Source organism: Sphaerisporangium sp. NPDC088356, from assembly GCF_040685555.1.
GTDB lineage: Bacteria > Actinomycetota > Actinomycetes > Streptosporangiales > Streptosporangiaceae > Sphaerisporangium.
The window spans coordinates 1-19,329 of record NZ_JBFBIK010000042.1; the positions used below are offsets into that span (position 1 = coordinate 1).

Consider the following 19,329-nt stretch of genomic DNA (forward strand, 5'->3'; position numbering starts at 1 on the left):
AAATCGGCTCCGCCACCCGCGCCTGCTCATCACTCAACACACCGGTCGCCGCACAGATCGCCGACACCATCCCCTCGGCCAACACCCCCGAGGCGAACCGCTCCCGCACCACCGGCAGGCGCGCCAACTCCACCGCCAGCCCGACCAGACGCCCCGCCCCGGCCATGCTCATCCCACAGCCCGACCGCAACCACGTCTTGGTCGAGGCATGCCCCCGGCTACGGGCCTCACCTGCCGCGTGCACCCGACCCACCCGGCCCGCTATCGCCGAGATCAATCGATCCCGCGCGAACACCAGATCCTCCACCTCGGCCAGGCAGATCGCCGGTGACTCGGGGACAGGTGCCACCGCGAGCGCCTCCGCAGCCTCCCGCACACACCCCACCAACACCCACGACGCCGGGCCGCCATCGCGACCACCCGCCCCGGCACCACCCGGCTCAGCCGACTCGCTCGGCTCACTCGGCCGGGCACCTCCCGGCTCACCCGCCCGGGCACCACCCCGTCCATCCGCCGGGTCGCCGAGCTGGTCAACCGCAGGATCACCGAGTTGGTCAGCGGCACCGAACGAACCGGCATGACCACTCCCGGTCCTCAGACCTCCAGCATCCGACGTCTGGTCAGCTGCAGCCGCCACACCCGCACTGGCACTCGGACTCGGGGTCGGGCTCGCAAGGCCACCGGCATTCGCACGGTCGCTGCCACTGGCCCAGTAACCGGCACGGGCAGACCCGGCACTCCCAGCGCCCGCGTCCAGGCCCGCGTCGGCGCCGGAAGCAGGGCAGGGGCCGGCACCGGGACGCATACCGATACCGGCTTCGGCCGAACCCAGGTCACACAGGCTCAGGCCATGCGGGGCCAGGCCATAGGGGCTCTCCGCATATAGCCCCTCCGTATTTGGCTCGTCCGCATTCGGCCTCTCCGCAATTGGGTTCTCGGCATGGGAGGTCAGATCATGGGGGCCTTTCTTGGGGTTCTTGTCATGCGGGTTCAATTCGTCCGGGTTCTCGGTATGCGGGTCACTTGGAGGGTCTGGGTCGAGCGCGGAGGAACCGTTGCAGGACCAGCGCGAGGAACGCGCCACCACCGCCGCCCACCACTCAGGGCCAAGCACGCCACCGCCACCCGACCCAGAACCCGGATGCGACGGCGGCTGGGACCGGGATCGGCTGAAGTCGTAGACATCCGCCACCCGCGATCACCCCCCGTTAATTCGAAAGCCTGTACGAATGTTTTCACATGCTCGATAACCTCGCAACCCGATTCTTGTAATTGGCAAATGTCCGAGATGATAAATTCATCCTTATTCTCTCGATAAGGTCGACTGTGGAATTTGTCCAACGTAAGTAAGCTTTGCTGGGAGGCTGGCGTGCGCTGATCTGTCGGTTATGGCGAGCGTGTGCGATACGCGCAAGGTGGCAGGTTCACCCCAAGGGAACATCGGTGGCGCCAGCGGGTACGGCTGGAAGCGGCCGAATCTTCGCCCATGGGGCGAAAACGCGTCGATTGGCTGTACGTCGCCGTCCGTGACAGTAGGAACCCCGACGTCCGCGCTACCGTCTTCCCCCATGCGATGGCAGACGTCCCTGCGGGGCTTCAAAACCACGACGTTCAACGAGTAGACGTCCCAGCCGGGATTGTGCCCACAAAGGGCTGGATGAGATCGAGACCGGACCAGCAGACGAGCCCAGTCGGACGGCACCGCCACTAGGCGCCTATGTAGCCTTTGAGCAGGGAGAAGGCGCGCAGGGTGAGTAGGGCCAGGGCGGCGGCGCTGAGAAGGGCTGAGGTGCCGAAAATCGACCATCGGAAGAGCCGGTAACTGATCGGCGCCTTGCCTTCGCCGCCCTTCCTTGCCGCCCACGGCCGCCGCAGGTCGGCCATGCTGAGATCGCTCTCCATGTCCTCGTCCCCATGCTCGATCGGGGATGAGCCGTTCGGCGACAGCCCGTTCGTCACGGGCAGGCCGGTGAGCCAGGCCAGCAGGCGGCCGATCGCGCGCTCGTCGGCGGGAAGACCGGAGGCGAGGTAGCGCACCTCGCCGGCCGTCCTGGCCAGGTCGCGGACCATGTTGCCCAGCCCCACGCCGTCGAACCAGGCGGGCAGCCGGTCGGCGTCGCGTCCCACGTCGGTGCCTCGGAGCAGGTCGGCCTTGGTGACCACCACGGCGACCCGTTTCTGCCGCCCGCCGTCCGCGCGCGCGGCAAGCTCGTTCCTGACCCGCTGGAAGGTGTCGGAGGGATCCTCGGCGGAGAGCACGACACCGGCGGCTTCGAGGGACTGGCGTTCGGCGGCCGACAGGCTCTCCTGTACGAGTGGGAGCGCGAACGGGTCCACGACGATGAGCATCGCCTCGCCGTGGGCCAGGTAGCTCATCGCCTCGACCTGCGTGGCCCCGGTGAAGCCCTCACCGGAGGGGTCGAAGAGGTACAGGATGCGGTTCCCGCTGCGGGTCCTGGAGCCGGGCAGCGTGATGTCCACCATCGTCGCGGACGGCGCCGCGGTCGTGGTCTTGGACACCCTTCCCAGCCGCAGCTCTCGGCGGAACCGGGCGAACGCCATCTCGTCGCCTTGGACCACGAAGCCGGCGCGGCCTCTGGCGTCCTTCACCACGCCGTGGAGGGCGTTGATCGCGAGCACCATGAAGGTCGTCTTGCCCGCGTCGGGACCGCCGACGAACGGCAGGGGCTCGATCCTGGCGCGTCCGATCCGATGCGGCAGGGCGCGCTCGCAGACGGGGCAGTACGCCTGGAGGCGGAAGCGGCCGAGCACGATCGCGGTGGGCAGCCGCGTGCCGCACCGGCACACGTGCCTGAACGCACCATCGCGGTTCGGCGTCAGGCGCCGGTGCCGCTCGCCGCAGGTCGGGCACGCGTACTCGGGCAGCGCGATGCGGGCGTAGCACCCGGGGTGCGGGCAGGTCTGCAGGATCCGCCGCGCCCGCATGAAGACCTGCTCCACGCCGAGCAGTAGCAGCACGCAGACGACCCACACCAGCATCCCCGCCACGACCACCAGTGCGTACGCGGAGGTGAACGCCAGCGCGACGGCCGCGAGCGGGATCACCGCCAGCCCGAGCCCGGCCACGACGGCCAGCCAGACGGGGAACAGGAAGAAGCCCTGGACGTTCGTCATCAGCCGCCGCGTCACCGTGCTCACCGCCGTTCTGGCGGCCTCGGCGATCGCGGGGACGGCGGATCGGAGGATCTGCCACCAGTCCAGCGACCCCTGACTGAAGAGGTATTGCCGGTAGGTGGGATCCCGTTTCTCGTCCCCCGTTCCCGGGACCGCGGGGGACGCTCCGCTCGCCGTCGTGGGAAACAGCACCCGCCCGGCACGCAGGAAGTAGTGTCCGGTCCCCGCCAGCGTGGCCGCGACCAACGTCAGCGCGCACACGATCGGGAACCCGTACAGGAACCCGAAATACATGCACGCGACCCATAACGCGATCAAGAACACGGCGACGAGCGGCATCAGCACCCCTCCCGCTTCACGGACGAGGCGCCGGGGAGCGGCGTGCGGGTCCCGTGCCGGTGGGGGAAAGGGAACCGACCGTGCCGGTGGGGAAGAGGGGACCGACCGTCTGGGTGAGGGAGAGGGGACCGACCGTGTGGGTGGGGGAGAGGCATCAGCGGGCCTCTCGTTTCCATGGGGGGCCGCGGCGTCCCTTGGCCATTTCCCTCAGGCCGGCCGCAAGCTCGGTGTCGTGCTTGAAGTGCGACTCCACCGACCCGAACAGCGACCAGCTGCTGAGCTGCGACCGCGCCCAGGCGTCCAGGTCAGGCACGGTCACCGCCGCCAGGTGGAGCCGGACCGCGACCTCCAGCAGGGCCAGCTGCTCGTCGCGGCCCCTGCGGCCGTCCAGCCAGGCGCGCGTCAGCCCGGCTCGCCCGGCCTGCGGCGACTCCTTGACCACCGCGGCCCTGAACCTCGGATCCCGCCGGGTCAGCGCGCGTGCGGCGGCGGCCACCGCCTCGCGGAGCAGCTCCTCGTCCGCGTCCTGGCCGAGGCCCTCCAGCCGCTGAAGCAGCGCCGCCGCGTCCCGGGGCCGGGCGGCCTCGCCGACCCCCGTCGCCAGGAGCACCACCTCGGCGTCCGTGGCGGGGTACCCGGGCACGGTGTCGCGGACCAGCTCGGCGAGCCGCACCACCTCGGGGTCCTCGAAGCCCGCCGCCAGGAACGTACGGATCGGCAGGTCGCTGAGGTGCGGCGAGACGCTCAAGGCGTTCCCGAGCCTGCCGACCAGCGCTGAGCATTCGGCGATGCCGGGCGGGGCCTCCCAGACCGACAGCAGGGCCGCGTCGCGGTCCGTCGACAGGTCGTCGTGCACGCCGGAGCCCAGCCTGATCAGCATGACCGTCGCGTCGATCCGCGAGATGCGCTCGCGCCCTACGAGGAAGAGCACCACCGCCGTCCCCGTGCGCGGCGCGTGCGACAGGTCGCGCGGCTCCAGCAACCCGCACACCGCGTCCGACAGCATGCTCTGGCGGATTCCGGCCGCCGATTCCTCGATCCCGGTGATCGCCCCGGCGAGCGCCGCTTCGCGCAGGTCCGCCGGGATCCGTTCCAGCAGTGACCCAAGGTCGCCCCTTCCGTCGCGGACCAGCGCGCGCGTGGCGGCCCCGAGGTCGGCGCCGGTCACGGGCGCTCCGACCGCGTGGGCGACGCGCGTAGCACGCGCGAGCTCGTCCAGGTCGCGTGCGGCGGCGAGCGCGCGTGCGGCCTCGCGGTGGAGCGCGTCCCTGGTGTCCGGTCGTAGCGCGGGCCGGGGCGGGGGCAGGGTGGGGTCGCGCAGGGCCAGTACGGCGCACCGCGCGGCGCAGCGTTCGGCGGTGTCGACCGGCGCGAGGTCGCGGACGGCCGAGGCGAGCTCGAAGCCCATGTGGCCGGACATCCGCCCGAGGTCGTGCCACAGCCATTCTGGAAGGTCCGCGGAGAGCGTGCGGGCGATCGCCGTCTGCTCCTCGGCGGTCACACTTGGATCCCCCCGGCAGAACGCCAGCAGCGCCGCACTCGTCTCGGGTTCGAACGCGTCGTGGTCAGGCTGTTCGTCCAGGGCTCCGAGCTCGCTTATCGCGTCGATTCCCGCCAGGTCCGACCGCCGCCAGCAGTCCGTCACCGTACGGGCGAAGCGGCCGGGAGAGGGGGGCGCGTCCGGGGGATCGTCCAGCCGTACGACGGCGGCGTCGAGGTCGGAGGGAATCCAGACGTCCGGGGTCGTGCCCACGATCACGTACGGGGCGGTGGCGGGATCGGCGCTGTAGGTCAGGAACGGCAGGCGGGCCGCCACCGGCCACGGCAGGGAGTACGAGATGACCCCGATCCACCGCACGATCTCCTCCACGTCGGCGGAGACCAGCAGGAGGCGGCCGTGCCCCCGCGAGAGCGCCGTCCCGACGATCTCAAGCAGGACGCCGAGCCGCGTGTAGGCGGCCTCGCCCCCGCGCGCGAGCCAGGCGGCGAGCGACTCGGGGTCCACACGGTCGCCGGGCAGCGGGTCGGCGAGCTCGGGCAGGGCCGTACCGGGAGGCGCGGGGACGTCCGACCACAGGGACGCCTGCCAGAACTCGACCGGCCGCAGCCCCGTCAGCTCCCCGGGGGCGGCGACGACGGCGTGGCCGAGGAAGTTGCCGTACCGGCCGGAGTAGTCCTGGCCGAGGTAGACGCAGCGGGTGAGCACGCTCAGCTCGCCCAGCGTGCCGTACGCCAGGGCGATGGGAAGCTCGGCGACCTGCGCGGGGGTCGGGGCGAGCGGGGCGTCCGGCGGGGGCTTGTAGGCGAGGTAGGCGGCGACCTTGCCCGCGAGGCCTGGAGGGAGCCCCGGCGACTCGGCGACGAACTGGAACCCGGCGCGCCCGGACGGCCCGGCCGCCTCTGAGGTGTAGTGCAACTGCCACGCCACCACCCCTCACCCCCGCCCACCGTCAAGCACCCCGAGCCCCCTAGTCCGAAGACCCAGACACGGGGCCGTCATCTGCGGGCTCCGGTGAGCATGCCGAATCTGTACAGGAGCCACAGCAGCGGGTCCTCGACCCGGTAGGGGCGGATGCCTCCGGGGCCGACCGCGTCGCGTCCGGGGACCCCGCCCAGGGCCGAGAGCCCGAACAGCGCGAAGTCGGCGAAGTGCTGACGCAGGTAACGGTCGACCATCCCCGCCTGCCACTCGTCCAGCAGGGCCCTGACCTGCTCGTGGACCGCCTCCCTGTCGTCCAGGTCGAGCGTGCCGGACGGCGTTCGCGCGCGGTGCAGCGCCGACTGCGTGTCCATGCCCTCCTGCAGCGCGTCGATCTTGCTGAGCGCCACCGCGACCGGCACCTTCAGCCGCCCGGACCCCGAACGGTCCCGCAGCAGCTCGGTCACCCGGCTGATGACGTTGATCGGGTCGCTGTCGGGGTCGCCCGCGTTGACGCCGCTCCCCGCCTGGGCCGGTCCGCTCAGCGACGCCTTGGCCCCCGGCAGCTCCACCGGGTCGACCAGGAAGATGATCGCGTCCGCCGCGTTGAGGTAGCGCAGGTGCGTCTCGGTGGACTCCCGGCTCCTGAGGTCCTCGCCGGCGGTGTCGAAGAGCACCAGGGTCAGCGACATCGTCCTCGTGCGCAGGCGCCCCGCCACCGTGCGGGTGAGCAGGTACACGAGCGGGTCGCGCGGCTCGGTCGCGGCGGGGCGCGTGGTGCTGAGCAGCCGCTGCTCGCCGTAGAGCGGGCGGGCGAAGTCCTGCTTGTAGCGGGCGATCGTGCGGTCGTCGCAGGCGACCAGCGAGGCGTCCAGCTCCGCCCCGACCCGGTTGGTCAGCTCGTGCAGCAGCACCGCGATGTAGGTGCTCTTGCCCGACCCCTTGGCCCCGACCAGCGCGACGATCCTGCCGGGGTTCGCGCAGTACTCGGCGGGCAGCCGGTTGTGGCACTCGGGGCACGCCCGCCACCCGGTGGACCGCCCGCAGTCGGGGCAGTCGGCGCGGCGCCCGGGCCTGCGCACGGAGAAGACCGGGGGCAGGGACGCGGCGGCGGGGGAGCCGAGGTACTCGGCCAGGGTCTCGTCCAGCCGTGCCTCGCAGCCGCCGCCGCGCCCGGCCCTGCCGGCGCAGCGGAACGCGATGCGGTTGCGGTCCAGCCGGGCGAAGCAGAACGGGCAGGTGATCTCCAAGGGCTCATCCCACCTTCATTCGCCGGACCGGCGGGTCGATCAGGGCCACGTCGCCGCCCGGTGCTTGAGCCCCGCCGGACGTGCCGGACGTGCCGAGCGCGCCGTCCGGTGGGCCGTCGGCGAAGGCGAAGCAGCGCAGCCAGTACGGCTTCGCCTGCCGGGGCGCTGGGACGGTCAGGCGGGCGGGCACGTCCAGGTCGGTCCATTCGTCCAGCAGCACGCCGTCGTCGGCGGATTTGGGCTGGACGAGGCCGGGCTTGAGCACCAGGACGAGGCGGCGCAGGCGTACGGGCCGGTCGGCGGTCACGTCGACCACCACCGACCGCCGCCACGCCGGCCCCTGCTGGCTGAGGTCGTAGTGGACCGGGACGTGCCCGTCCAGCCGCAGGCTGACGGCGGGGCCGCGCAGGCGCTCGCCATGAATGAGGGACGTGGGCGCGACCTCGACGGTGACGGGCTCACCCTCGGGGACCTCCAGCCGGACGCCGCCCTGCGCGCGGTAGGCGGCGGAGTTGACGATCATGCTGTGCCCGCTCCAGCGCACCTCCACCTCCGGCACGTCCGGCGGCCAGACGAAACCGACGTAGACGGTGACGCCGCGTCGCTGCGCGGTGAGGCGGGTCGGGGGCGCCAGGTTCACGTGGTCGGCGTGCGCGCCGATCGTGGCCAGCTCCCCGGCCACTGTGACCGCGAGGAGCACGCCGGGGCTGCCTCCCGGACGGATGGCCTGGCCTTCCCGGGTGGGAATGGCCGGGATCGTACGGCTGGCGGCGCGCAGCTCGGCGAGCGACAGCGTGGTGCCCACGGGCCACGGCGGCGCCGCGTCCAGCGCCACGATCTCCAGGACCCCGTCCGGCGGCTCCTCGTACCGCACGAGCAACGTGCCGGGGGCCGTGGGGTCGCGGCGGAGGGTGAACTCGCCGACCGGCCGGGGGCGTCCCCGCGGGGTCACGGTGTGCCGCACGCCGGGGGTGACCACCTCGCCGTCCGGGCCCGGGTAGGCGGCCGAGACGACGTAGGTGTGGCTCGTGCCGTTGACCACGTCCCGGTCGCGGAACCCGGTGTCGTCGGCGGCCAGCGCCCGCCCGTCGCGGGTCACCACCACCCGCGTGGCCTCGGGGGGCAGGGACCACCGGCCCGACACCACGCCGTCGCCCGCCGTCACCCGGATGTCGCGCGGCTCGGGCCGCACGATGACCGGGGCCGCCGCCGCCGGCATGGACACGGCCTCGTCCCGTCGCGCCATCACCGAGTAGGTGACCGGAGTGTTGACCGGCGGCGCCTCGTCGCGCGCGGACGGCCGCTCGGTGGTCTCCAGCGGGACGCCGTTTCTGTACACGTCGTACACGACGCGGCCGGCCCGGGAGGGCGAGGGCTGCCATACCAGGCTCACCCCCTCGTCATGGAGGTTCGCCCGCACGGCGCGCGCGGGGTGGGGCGCCAGCCGTACGAGCAGCTCGGACGCGCCGGGCAGGTCGGGCACCCGCTGGAGCGCGTCCCGCAGCGCGAGCCACGCGTCGTCGGGATCGAGGGCGGCCCGCGCGCGGTCCCTGAGCTGTACGGCTCGCGCCAGCCTGGCCCTGACCTCGGTCGCGAGCTCCGCCGCCTCGCCGGTGAGCGCGCCGGGGCCGAGCGCGTCGGCGAAGTCGGCCGCCGCGTGGATCTCCCCGGCGTCGACCAGCTCGCGCAGCCGCGCGGACGCCCCGCCGGCGACGCCGCCCTCCCCGCGAACGGCGAAGATCAAACGACGGGCGTCACCGGGGGCCAGATCGAGCTCGGTCGTCGCGTGCCGCAGGAGCGTGTCGTCGTACGGATGCTCGCGGATCCGCTCGCGCAGGCGGGAGACGATGTCGTACCGGATCAGGACGGCCGGGTCGGGGGAGTTGCGCAGGGCGGCCAGCACGGTGTCGGCGCTGATCGTCCACGGGCCTCTGGTGCGGGAGGCCCATCGCCGCTCGACCTCCCCGAGCGCGTCCCGCACCGAGCCCGCGCCCGGCACCGAGAAGCCGTCCAGCACCCTCATGTCCGCGCAGCGGTCGCCGAAGACGAAACGGCCCAGATGGCTCAGCCCCAGAGTGTCGAGCGCCTCGCGCGCCTTGCCGTACCCGGGGTACGGCGCGGCCTCGGGCAGCGCGTCGGGCTCGCGGACCTCGATCGACCGCTCGGCGGCCAGGCGCACGGCCTCCTCCTGGCTGACGCCGCTCGACCGGGCGATCGTCGCCAGCAGCGCGGGCGAGAGCATGCGCAGCCGGCCGGCCGCGTCGTCGAGCCGGCCGCGGGCGTCGGCGAGCCTGCGCGCGGCCCGGCGCTCCGACTCGCCCAGCGCCGCGCGGAACGGCGACAGGTCGCCCTCGGCGGCGGCCGAGAAGATCGGGGCGAACCGGGCGTGGTCGGCCTCCAGCCGGTCGGCCAGCCGCTTGTACTTCAGCATGCCCCGCGCGCGCCGCCAGCACTGGCGCACCTGCTTGACCGTCTCCGCCACCTCGGCCGCGGTCATCGCCTCGCGCAGCTGGTAGCGGACCCGCAGGTCCTCAGGCGGGAGCCCGCCCGCCTCGCGCGCGGGCTCCAGCACCTCGCGGGTGTACCGCTGCTCGTCGAAGGCCATGCGGCCGCCCGGCTAGCTGACCTGGACGCGGGACAGGGCGGCCCGTGACTCGGCCACCTCCTCCTCTGACATGCCGCCGATCTGGACGCGCAGCTCCAGCTCCTCGCCCGTCTCCCGCTCGCGGGAGGTCACCTGCAGCAGGCCGGAGGTGTCGAGCGCGAACGTCACCTCGATCGGCCACCCGGAGGGCTTGCCCGGCGGGATCTTCAGCACGCCCTCGGCGATCAGGCCGTTGTCGTCCGGCTCGTCGGACTCCGCCTGGCCCGCCTGCTCCATGACCTCGATGGTGACGCCGGTCTGGCCCTGGTCGATGGTGTAGAACTCCTGCGTCACCGCGGCCGGGAGCGCGTCGTTGGCGTGGACGAGATGCTCGACGCTGCGCCGCCGGGACTCCTTGTCGGTGACGATGATCCCGAAGGCGCGGGAGGCGACCGTCTTGATGGTCCGCGCGGCCATCTGTTCCTGCTGGTCGGCCGACAGGCCCGCCCGTGCGGCCATGTCCTCCGCCTGCTCGCGCTCGCCCGACAGCAGCAGCCGCCGGTAGGTCTCCTCGAACGCGTACAGCGCCGCGCCCTTGGCCACCGCGAGGTCGGGGTCCTGGAGGCGGGGGGTGAGCTGGAACTCCTTCTGCAGGACCTCGGTCACCGCGGGCATCTTGGTGGAGCCGCCCACCAGCACCAGGTGGTCGTACTCCCGCACGCCCTTGACCGCCGCCGTCTCCATCGTCCGCCGGGTGATCTCCACCGTGCGGTCGAGCAGGTCGCGGGTCAGCTCCGTGAGCGCCTCGCGGGTCAGCTCCACCTTGGCCACCCTGCCCTCGTGCACGACGCGGACGGTGTGCTGCGTGCGCGTGGACAGCGTCTTCTTGAGATCCTCGGCGTCGCGGCGCAGCTGCTGCTCGGACTGCTTGTCGAGCAGAGGGCTCCCCGCGTCGGGGTGCTCGGCCTGGAACCGCTCGGCCAGGTGCTCCACCAGCCGGTCGTCCCAGTCGGCGCCGCCCAGCTCGTGGTCGCCGTCGGTGCAGACCACCTCGATGTTCCCGCCGTGCAGGGTGATCACCGTGGTGTCGAAGGTGCCGCCGCCGAGGTCGTACACCAGGATCGTGTGGTCCTGGCCGGGGTTGAGCACGCCGTAGGTGATCGCCGCGGCGATGGGCTCGGAGACGATGTCGATGACGTTGAGCCCGGCGATGTGCCCGGCCTTCCTGGTCGCGTCGCGCTCGGCCGCGCCGAAGTAGGCCGGTACGGTGACCACCACGTCCTCGACCGTCTCGCCGGTCGCGGTCTGCGCGTCGTCGGCCAGCTTGCGCAGGATGAAGGCGGAGATCTCCTCCGGCGTGTACGGCCTGCCGTGCCTGACGCGCGGCACGTCGTGTCCCATATCTCGTTTTATCCGGCTGACGACGAGATCGGGTTCGAGCACGGCGCTGTCCTTGGCGGTGGCGCCCACCACGACGTTGTCGGGGGACTCGAAGAACACCACCGATGGAGTGGTGTCGGTGCCTTCGAGATTGCGCAGCACCGTCGGCCGTCCGACGTCGTCCACAGAGGCGATGCAGGAATACGTCGTGCCGAGGTCGATCCCGTGAACAGCCATCGCCTACTCGCTCTCCTTTTTCGTGCCGCCGTCCGTACCGTCGTCGTGCGTTTCGCCCTTTTCGCCCCCGTCGGCCTCCTCCTGCGCGCCGGCGCGCCCGACGACCACCGACGCCTTGCGCAGCACCCGATCGCCCATCGCGAAGCCCTCGGTCAGCACCTCCACGACCGTCCCGTCCGCGCCGGCGCCCACCACGGCCGTACGGGCCGGGCGGTGGACGGCGGGGTCGTACGCCTCGCCCGGCTCCACGGTGAGGAGCTCGGCGCCCGTACGGCCGAGCACCTCGGCCACCTCGTCGGCCAGCGCCGACAGCAGGGGGCCCGCCAGCTCGGGAGAGGGCGGATCGTCTGCCTGCCAGCGGGCTCCCTCGCGCACGAGCGTGTCGTAGAGCCGGTAGAGGCCCGCCCTCACCGGGGTCAGCGCCTCCTGGAGGAGCCCGTGCCGCAACTGCTGGTTCTCGGCGTGCAGCCGGTCGATGACCTGCTCCCGGTGGGCCGCCCGCTCGTGCTCGCGCCTGACCGTCTCCGTGAGCGCCGCCAGCTGCCGGGTGAGCTCCTCGGCCTGACGCGCGAGCTCCTTGGCGGTGTCGGGGTGAGGTGAGGTGGCGGCGTCAGGGAAGGGAGGCTCGTGCCGCGGCTCTTCAGGGGGAGGCGCCATCTATCTCCTTGTTCCGGAAATAAACGAATTCCTGACGCCTGCAACTCTAGCCATCAATGCCCCCGCCCGGTAGAGATTAATCTGTCCGCTAATGAGCCTTATGTCGTGGTTGGCGGGGGTTGGAGTGAGCCCGCCAACACCCATCACGACGACAACTTCTTAAACTCTATTATCGATCAGGCGCGCTCCTGGTCCCTAATAGCGAAAAGCGATCTGTGGAGAACTCCGCCGATAACCCGGCGGCGAAGACGTCGCCTCACGCCTGCGCGGCGAGCTTCCTGGCCGCCCGTTCGATGGCCGACTCCACCGCGCCGACCCGGTCGGCGAGCAGGCCGACTGCGCCGACGGCCCTGCTCATCGGGTCGTCCTCCTGGCCCCCGAGGGCGCGCGCCCGAAGGTACCCCGCCTTGACCTCGGCCCAGCGCCGCGCCTGCTCGGCGGTCATCGTGCCGCGGAGCTCGGCGAGCTTGAGCAGGTTGGCCTCGGCCCCGCCGGTGAGGGTCTGCGCCTCGCCCGCGTAGTGGTCGTCGACCAGCGCCGCGAGCTCCGTGTCGTCGGTCACGGGCAGCACGCGCTCGGCCAGCTTGTTCATGTCGCGGTAGGAGCCCTGGAGCTGGAACGGCGGCTCGGTGCGCGACGCGTCCGACTGCGCGGCCGAGGCGATGTAGGCCCGGTTGACCGCCAGCACGACCTCCTGGACGCGCAGCAGCCCGCGCAGCACGGCCACGATCTGGTCGAGCTCCACGGGGGAGTACGGGTGGGCGAGCCGGTCGGGCCGTACGGACCGGTCGCCCCTGGCCAGCCGCACCAGCAGCTCCACGTCGCCGCTCTCCCTGGCCGACAGCGGCGCGAGCACGGGGTTCGACGTCAGCGCGTTCTCGATGTAGCTCAGCGCGAACAGGTCTTCGCGGCCCGACAGGACGTCGCCCAGGTTCCACACGTCCGCGCGGTTGGCGAGCATGTCAGGGACGCGGAACCGGCTGCCGGACTCGGTGTACGGGTTGCCCGCCATGCACACCGCGAACCGCTTGCCGCGCAGGTCGTACGTGCGGGTGCCGCCGTCCCAGACGCCCTCCATCCGCCGCTGGGCGTCGCACAGGGAGATGAACTTCTGGAGCAGCTCGGGGGAGGTGTGCTGGATGTCGTCCAGGTAGAGCAGCACGTTGCTGCCCATCTCCAGCGCGAAGGAGATCTTCTCCACCTCCTGCCTGGCGGTCGCGTCCGGCGCCTCGGCCGGGTCGAGCGAGGTGACGGCGTGCCCGAGCGAGGGGCCGTTGACCTTCACGAAGACCAGCCCGAGCCTGCTCGCCACGTACTCCATCAGCGTCGTCTTGCCGTATCCGGGCGGCGAGATCAGCAGCAGGAGCCCCATCTGGTCGGTGCGCCTGCCGTCGCCGACCGTGCCGAGCTGCTTCGCCAGGTTGCCGCCGATCAGCGGCAGGTAGACCTCGTCCAGCAGCCGGTTGCGCACGAACGCGCTCATCACCTTGGGCTTGTACTCCTCCAGCCGCAGCCGGCGGCGCTCCGCTGACACCAGCTCGTCGCGCCGCCGCTGGTAGGCGCGGAAGGCCGGGACGCGCTCGTCGCGGAAGCGCCGGATGCGGGCGGTCACCTCGTCGAGGCGCAGCCGCAGGCGCCGTTCCACGATGCGCGGATGGGTGCCGAGCAGGCCTTCGACGGTGGCGGACAGGGCGGCGGAGGAGTCGTGGCGGGGGAACGCGGCGCCGCACAGCTCGATCGCCACCGCCTCCGGAAGGTCGTCCACCGTCCCGCCCGCGGCCCCTTCGTCCACCGTCCCGCCCGCGGCCTCTCCGTCCGCCGTCGCCCCGGCGAGGAGCGAGCCCAGCCACGCCTCGACGAGCTGGTGCCGGGCGGCCAGGTCGTCGCCCAGCGCGCGCAGGTCCTCCTCGAACTCCTTGTACGACGCGGAGCCGGGACCGCCGAGCGCCTCGCGGAACCTCGTGAGCAGGGCCCGGGCTCCGGCGCCCGTGACGAAGCCGGACGGCGTGCCGGACAGCTCCTCGAAGAGGTACTCGGCGGCCAGGCCGGGGTCGGCCCCGCCGCCGGCGCCGCCCGCGCCGTCCAGGAAACCGGTCATGGCGGCCGACAGCTCCGCGCACAGCTCCCCGATCGCCCCGCTCAGGCGGCCGAAGGTCGCGCGCGCCCTGGCGAGCGAGGCCGCCCGCGTCGACCACTTGGCCCTCGCCGCCTCGCCCGCGCCGAACGCCCAGAACAGCTGGGCCGCCGCGCGCTCCGCGGGCGGGTAGCGCAGCAGGGCGCCGCCCGCGTGCAGCCGCAGCAGGGCTTCGAGGATCGCCGCGGCGTCGTGGTCGTGCACCCCGCGCTCGTAGCCCTCGTCGTAACGGGCCTCGGCCACCCCGCGCACCACCGTGAGCAGGGCGCCGTCGGTGACCGCCGCCGCGTGCAGCGCTTCGAGCGACAGCCCCTCGCGGCCCTGCTCGGCCGCGGACAGGATCCAGGCGGCCAGGTGCTCGGACCGGTAGACCTCGGGCGACTCCGAGACCAGCGACTGCTTCCAGAACGGCCTGGTCGCGGCGAACGCCTCGTCCCGTACGGGGGAGCGGTAGTCGGTCCCCGTCACGGTGAAGGCCATCCGGCCGTCGTGCGGGACGAGCGTGAGGTCGAACGGCTGGGTGCTGACGGCGAAGCGGTGCTCCCCGAGCCGTATGGTGTCGCCGCCGTCGCCGTAGAGGTCCCGGCGGTCGCGCAGTGCCCGGCCCGCCTCCTGCCGGGCGGCCTTGATCCGCCCCGCCAGCTCCTCGGCGCGCACCTGGTCGCCGAGCGAGCGCAGCTCGTCCGACACGCCGCGCAGCTTCGCCACCATCGGGTCGGACGCGAAGTAGGTGTTGACGTCGTCGAGCGACCCCAGGCTCGCGACCCGCCGCCGCACACCGGAGAGGATCCGCTCCGCCGAGTCGGCCAGGCGGTCGGTCCTGCGCGCCCGCTCGTCCAGCAGCGCCTGCTTGCGGGAAGAGAACGCCTCGTAGACGTCCTCCCGCTTGGAGGTCAGCCGGGCCAGGAAGTCCTCGAACTCGCCGAACCGGTACTCCAGGTTCTCCAGTTGAAGCAGCAGCCTCCCGAGCTGTTCGTCGCACCGTTCGGGGCTGTCCGCCATGGCGAGGGCGCCGGCGACGGCCTGCCCGAGCAGCGAGAACTCCGCCGCGAACTGGGCGCGGCCCTCGACGGCGAGCAGCTCGCCCCTGCGGGCGCCGAGGATGGCCCTCGCGCGGTTCACCCCGCCCAGCACCTCGCCGATCCGCTCCAGGATCGCCGTGCGGGTCGTGGCGTCGGCGATGTCGAGGCTCCCGACGACCTCGGTGACGATCTCCAGCCCCTCGGCCTGCTCGGTGAGCCGCGCGCCGACCGGCTCGGCCTCCGCCACGGTCGCCACGGTCGCGGCGTCCTCGCCCAGCCGGTCCACCTGCTCGCGGAAGCCGCCGAAGGCGTCCTCGCCGGAGAGGAACGCGACCGCCCGCTGGGCGGCCCCGTCGAGCTCGGTTTCCAGCCCGGCGGCCAGCTCGTCCACCCGGGCGACGTCGGCGAAGCGCAGCTCCCGTACGGTCATGAGGTTGCCCTCGGCCCTGCGCAGCTCGGCCAGCCGGGTCACCCACTCGCCGGCCGTGGCCGGGGGCTCGCCGTGCAGGCGCCGCACCAGGGAGGCGACGCGCGACGCGGCCTCGTCCAGCGTGGCGGTCGCCTCGTCGGTGAGCGCCTGGACCTTCTCGAACTCGTCGAGTACCTGCTCGGCGGCCGCCCGTACGGCCGCCAGCGGGGTGCGCAGGTCGCCGAGCCGGTCGTCGCCGAGCCAGTGGTAGTGGTCGGACATCCGCTCGCAGGCGGCGATCAGGGCCTCGAACACGGCCGTGGACGGGCTCATCTCCTCGGCCATCCGGCCCACCGACAGCGCGTCCGAGATGCCGCGCACGAGGTCGCCGTTGCCGACCCGCTCCAGGGGCCCCGTGCCGGTGGGCTGCGCGGCCGCGTAGGTGTCGGACAGGTACGGCGTCTGCCAGACCTGCATCGGATGGACCCTGGTCGGCTCCTTGGACAGCTCGCGGAACACCACCAGCGTGCCGTCGTCGAACAGCGAGTACCCGTGGCAGGTGATCGGGCTCGCCACCTGCTTGCGGATCACGTTGTACGGCAGCAGCAGCGTCCGGCCCTCGGTGCGGGCGTGGAAGACGTACAGCACGTCCTCGCCGTTGGTCGAGCGCACCACCCGCTCGTACTCCAGGTCCGCGACGTCGGTGTCGAAGGTCTTGGTGACGCCCGTGGCGAGGTGGTAGCCGCCGGGGAAGATGATCCCCTGGTCCTCCGGGAGGCGGCGGCAGGCCTGCCCGATGCCGTCGAGCCGCACGACGGTCCTGGTCCTGGTGTTGAACACCAGGTGCCGCGCCTCTGTCTCCTTGTACGGCCTGACGCGCAGCAGGATCAGCGGACCGATCCTGGCGTGGTGAATCTCGGCGTCCGCCAGGCTCTGCAGCGGTTCGTCGACCGGCTCGCGGTAGATGCCCTCGCCGGTCTCGGTGTTGTTCTCGATCTTGATGGTCAGGTCGCCGCCGACGGTCTCGACGAACACCTCGCCGCCGATGGAGATGTGCGGGTGCCGGCCCAGCACGTGGTCGTCGCGCGTCGTCTCGGTCCACTCGAAGTCGTGCGACGGCGGGAACACGTGGTCGCGCTCGCCCCGGTCGTCGACGTAGGAGACCGTGCCGTCGGGGGCGGCGTTCCACCGCAGCACCCGCACGTCCTGCGTGCGCGGGCCCGTCTGGAACACCGCGAGCAGCTTGCCTTCGGCCTGCCGGAGCTGCAGCAGGCGCGTCTCCCTGTAGTACCGGTACAGCTCGCCGAAGTCGCGCTCGAAGCGGGGGTCGCGCAGCAGGCCGGGGAGCTCGCCGCCGCGCACGTCCTCGAAGCGGAACGACTCGCCCTCGCGCACGAACCGGTGCAGGGAGAAGACGTCGTCCACGGCCGTCTCCGGCTTCAGCCCGATGAAGACGTTGTAGCCGAACAGCATCAGCCCGCCCGCCGACACGATGTCGCGGGGCACGCAGTTGTTCTCCGTGCGGATCCGCTCGGTGCCGATGAGGCGCAGCTCGGCGCTGCCGAAGACCGCGAGGCGCTCGGCGTTGAGCGCCTCGGCCCGCCTGGCGAGCTCGGCGGCCTGCTCGGACAGCCGCGCTCGCAGCACGTCGTACGTGCCCTGGGGAAGATCGGTCATGAGGGCGTCAGTGATCGGCGCCGACGGTGCCCGCGGCGTTGCCCGCCGCACCCACGGGGATCGCGGCGGAGCCGTTGCCCGGGTCCAGGGCGCCGAGCGCCGAGACGGGCGCGTCCGCGACGCCGAGGCGCCGCGCCGTGTCCAGCAGCTTGGTGAGCTGCCCGGAGTCGGGCCCTCCGGCCTTGATGAGCCGCACGAGCAGCGCCGAGATCGTCAGGTTCTTCACATCGGACGAGCTGATCGAGCCGAGCAGCCGGGTGACGTCCTCGGGGAAGCTCGACGACCCGTCCAGCCACGGCCCGGCCAGCTTCTTGGCCACCTCCGAGTGCTCGACGAAGCCGTCCACGCTCTTGCCGAGCGCGATGGAGTTCATGAGCCGGTCGAAGAACATGCCGTCGCCGCCCACGATGCTGATGTCGGCCTTCTCCAGCCCTGCCGCCAGCACGACGGCCTGCGACTCGGCGATGGAGCGCTGGGCGTCGAACCCGGCGAGCCGCAGGTCCTTCTCCGCCTCCAGCCGCAGGCGGTACTCCTCGTGGGAGCGGCTGGCGTCGTCCAGCGCGGCCATGGCCGCGGCCTTCTCCGTGAGGCCCTCGGCCTCGGCCTTCAGCTTCTCGCCCACGGCGGTGGCGGCCACGAGGGTCTTCTCCCGCTCCACGGCGGCCTCGGCGCGGCCGACCTTCTCGATGGCCTCGGCGCCCCGCTCGCGCACCTGCACGTCGGCCAGGCCGGTCGCGGCCGCCTCCGCCTGGATCCCCTCGGCCAGGCGGATCTTCGCCCGCGCGTCGAACTCGGCGGCCTGCTGGCGCGCCTCGGCCAGCACGAGCTGCTCACGTGCCTTGTGGCCGGCCGCCGCCTCGGCGGCCTCCGCGGCCTTGATGTCCTTGACCAGGCCCTCCTGCGCCTCGGCCTCGGCCTGGATCACCAGGGTCTGGCGCAGCCGCTCGGCCTCCTCGACGGCGCGCAGGCGCTTGATGATCTCCTCCTGCTCGGCCACGGTCCTCTCCACCGCGATGCGCTCGCGGATGATCTCCGCCATCGTGCGCTTCTCGGTCTCCAGCTCCTTGTCCTTGGAGATCGTGGAGAGCTGCGTCTCCCGCTCGCGGGCGATGACCTCCAGCTGGCGGTCCTTCTCGATCCGTTCGGTCTCGATCGCGATGACCCGCTCGCGGTTCTTCTCGGCGACCGCGACCTCCCTCGCCTTGTTCTCCTCCTGGACGCCGAGCTGCTCGTCGGTGCGCATGTGGGCGGTCTCGGCTTTCAACCGCTCCTCGGCGCGCACCCGGGAGATCTCGGCCTCCTCGCGGGCCCGCATGGTCTCGACCTCGCGCTTCTGCTTGATCTCCGCGTCGGCTTGCCGGCGATCGAGCTCCAGAATCGCCTCCCGCGCGTCCACGTTCTGGCGGGTGATCTCCTTCTCCTCGTGGCGCTGGAACTCGTTCGTGCGTACGTGCTCGATGGAGGTGAGCTCGGTGATCTTGCGGATGCCCTGGGCGTCGAGGATGTTCGCCGGGTCGAGCTGCGACATGGGCGTCTGCTCAAGGAGGTCGATCGCGGCGTCCTCAAGGCTGTAGCCGTTCAGGTCGGTGCCGATGACCTGGATGATCTGGTCCCGGAACTCGTCGCGCTTGGTGTAGAGGTCGACGAAGTCCAGTTGCTTGCCCACGGTCTTCAGCGCTTCGGAGAACTTCGCGCTGAACAGCTCCTGGAGCGTTCCCTGGTCGCTGGCGCGTGCGGTGCCGATGGCCTGGGCCACCTTCACCACGTCCTCCACGGTCTTGTTGACGCGGACGAAGAACGTGATGCGGATGTCGGCGCGGATGTTGTCCCGGCAGATCAGGCCTTCCTGGCCGGACCGTTCGATCTCGATGGTCTTCACCGAGATGTCCATGATCTCGGCCTTGTGCAGGACGGGCAGCACCACCGCTCCCGTGAACGTCACGTCGACCGACTTGACCTTGGAGATGATCAGCGCCTTGCCCTGCTCGATCTTGCGGAACAGACGGGTGATCACTATGAGCGTGGTGATGACGATGACGAGGACGACGGCGAGGAGCACGCCGAAGCCGGTGGAGATGACGTCCAA

At 72.1% G+C, this 19,329-nt stretch carries 9 protein-coding genes; all 9 read right to left on the reverse strand.

What is annotated here, in order from left to right; all coding sequences use genetic code 11:
• Window positions 1-376, reverse strand: a 376-nt coding sequence (locus tag AB0O34_RS17725; protein ID WP_363916465.1) for a DUF222 domain-containing protein, incomplete at its 3' end; no start/stop codon positions are given.
• Window positions 377-1,707: 1,331 nt separating this feature from the next.
• Entirely contained in the window at window positions 1,708-3,474 is a 1,767-nt protein-coding gene (locus AB0O34_RS17730) for a hypothetical protein (protein WP_363916466.1), read from the reverse strand.
• Window positions 3,475-3,628: 154 nt separating this feature from the next.
• Window positions 3,629-5,902 (reverse strand): hypothetical protein, encoded by a 2,274-nt coding sequence (locus tag AB0O34_RS17735; RefSeq protein ID WP_363916467.1) that lies wholly within the window; start codon window positions 5,900-5,902, stop codon window positions 3,629-3,631.
• Window positions 5,903-5,970: 68 nt separating this feature from the next.
• Entirely contained in the window at window positions 5,971-7,143 is a 1,173-nt protein-coding gene (locus tag AB0O34_RS17740) for a hypothetical protein (protein ID WP_363916468.1), read from the reverse strand.
• Window positions 7,144-7,147: 4 nt separating this feature from the next.
• Entirely contained in the window at window positions 7,148-9,748 is a 2,601-nt protein-coding gene (locus tag AB0O34_RS17745) for a hypothetical protein (RefSeq protein ID WP_363916469.1), read from the reverse strand.
• A gap of 12 nt (window positions 9,749-9,760) precedes the next feature.
• Entirely contained in the window at window positions 9,761-11,344 is a 1,584-nt protein-coding gene (locus AB0O34_RS17750; protein WP_363916470.1) for an Hsp70 family protein, read from the reverse strand.
• 3 nt (window positions 11,345-11,347) lie between these two features.
• Window positions 11,348-12,001 carry a nucleotide exchange factor GrpE gene (gene grpE, locus AB0O34_RS17755; protein WP_363916471.1) on the reverse strand — a complete coding sequence of 218 codons (654 nt, stop codon included), beginning with the start codon at window positions 11,999-12,001 and terminating at the stop codon, window positions 11,348-11,350.
• 256 nt (window positions 12,002-12,257) lie between these two features.
• The gene (locus tag AB0O34_RS17760; protein WP_363916472.1) at window positions 12,258-17,243 is read right to left on the reverse strand and encodes a DNA repair ATPase; all 4,986 of its coding nucleotides are present in this window, start codon (window positions 17,241-17,243) and stop codon (window positions 12,258-12,260) included.
• 7 nt (window positions 17,244-17,250) lie between these two features.
• Window positions 17,251-19,329, reverse strand: coding sequence for a flotillin family protein (locus tag AB0O34_RS17765; RefSeq protein WP_363916473.1), 2,079 nt, complete (start codon window positions 19,327-19,329; stop codon window positions 17,251-17,253).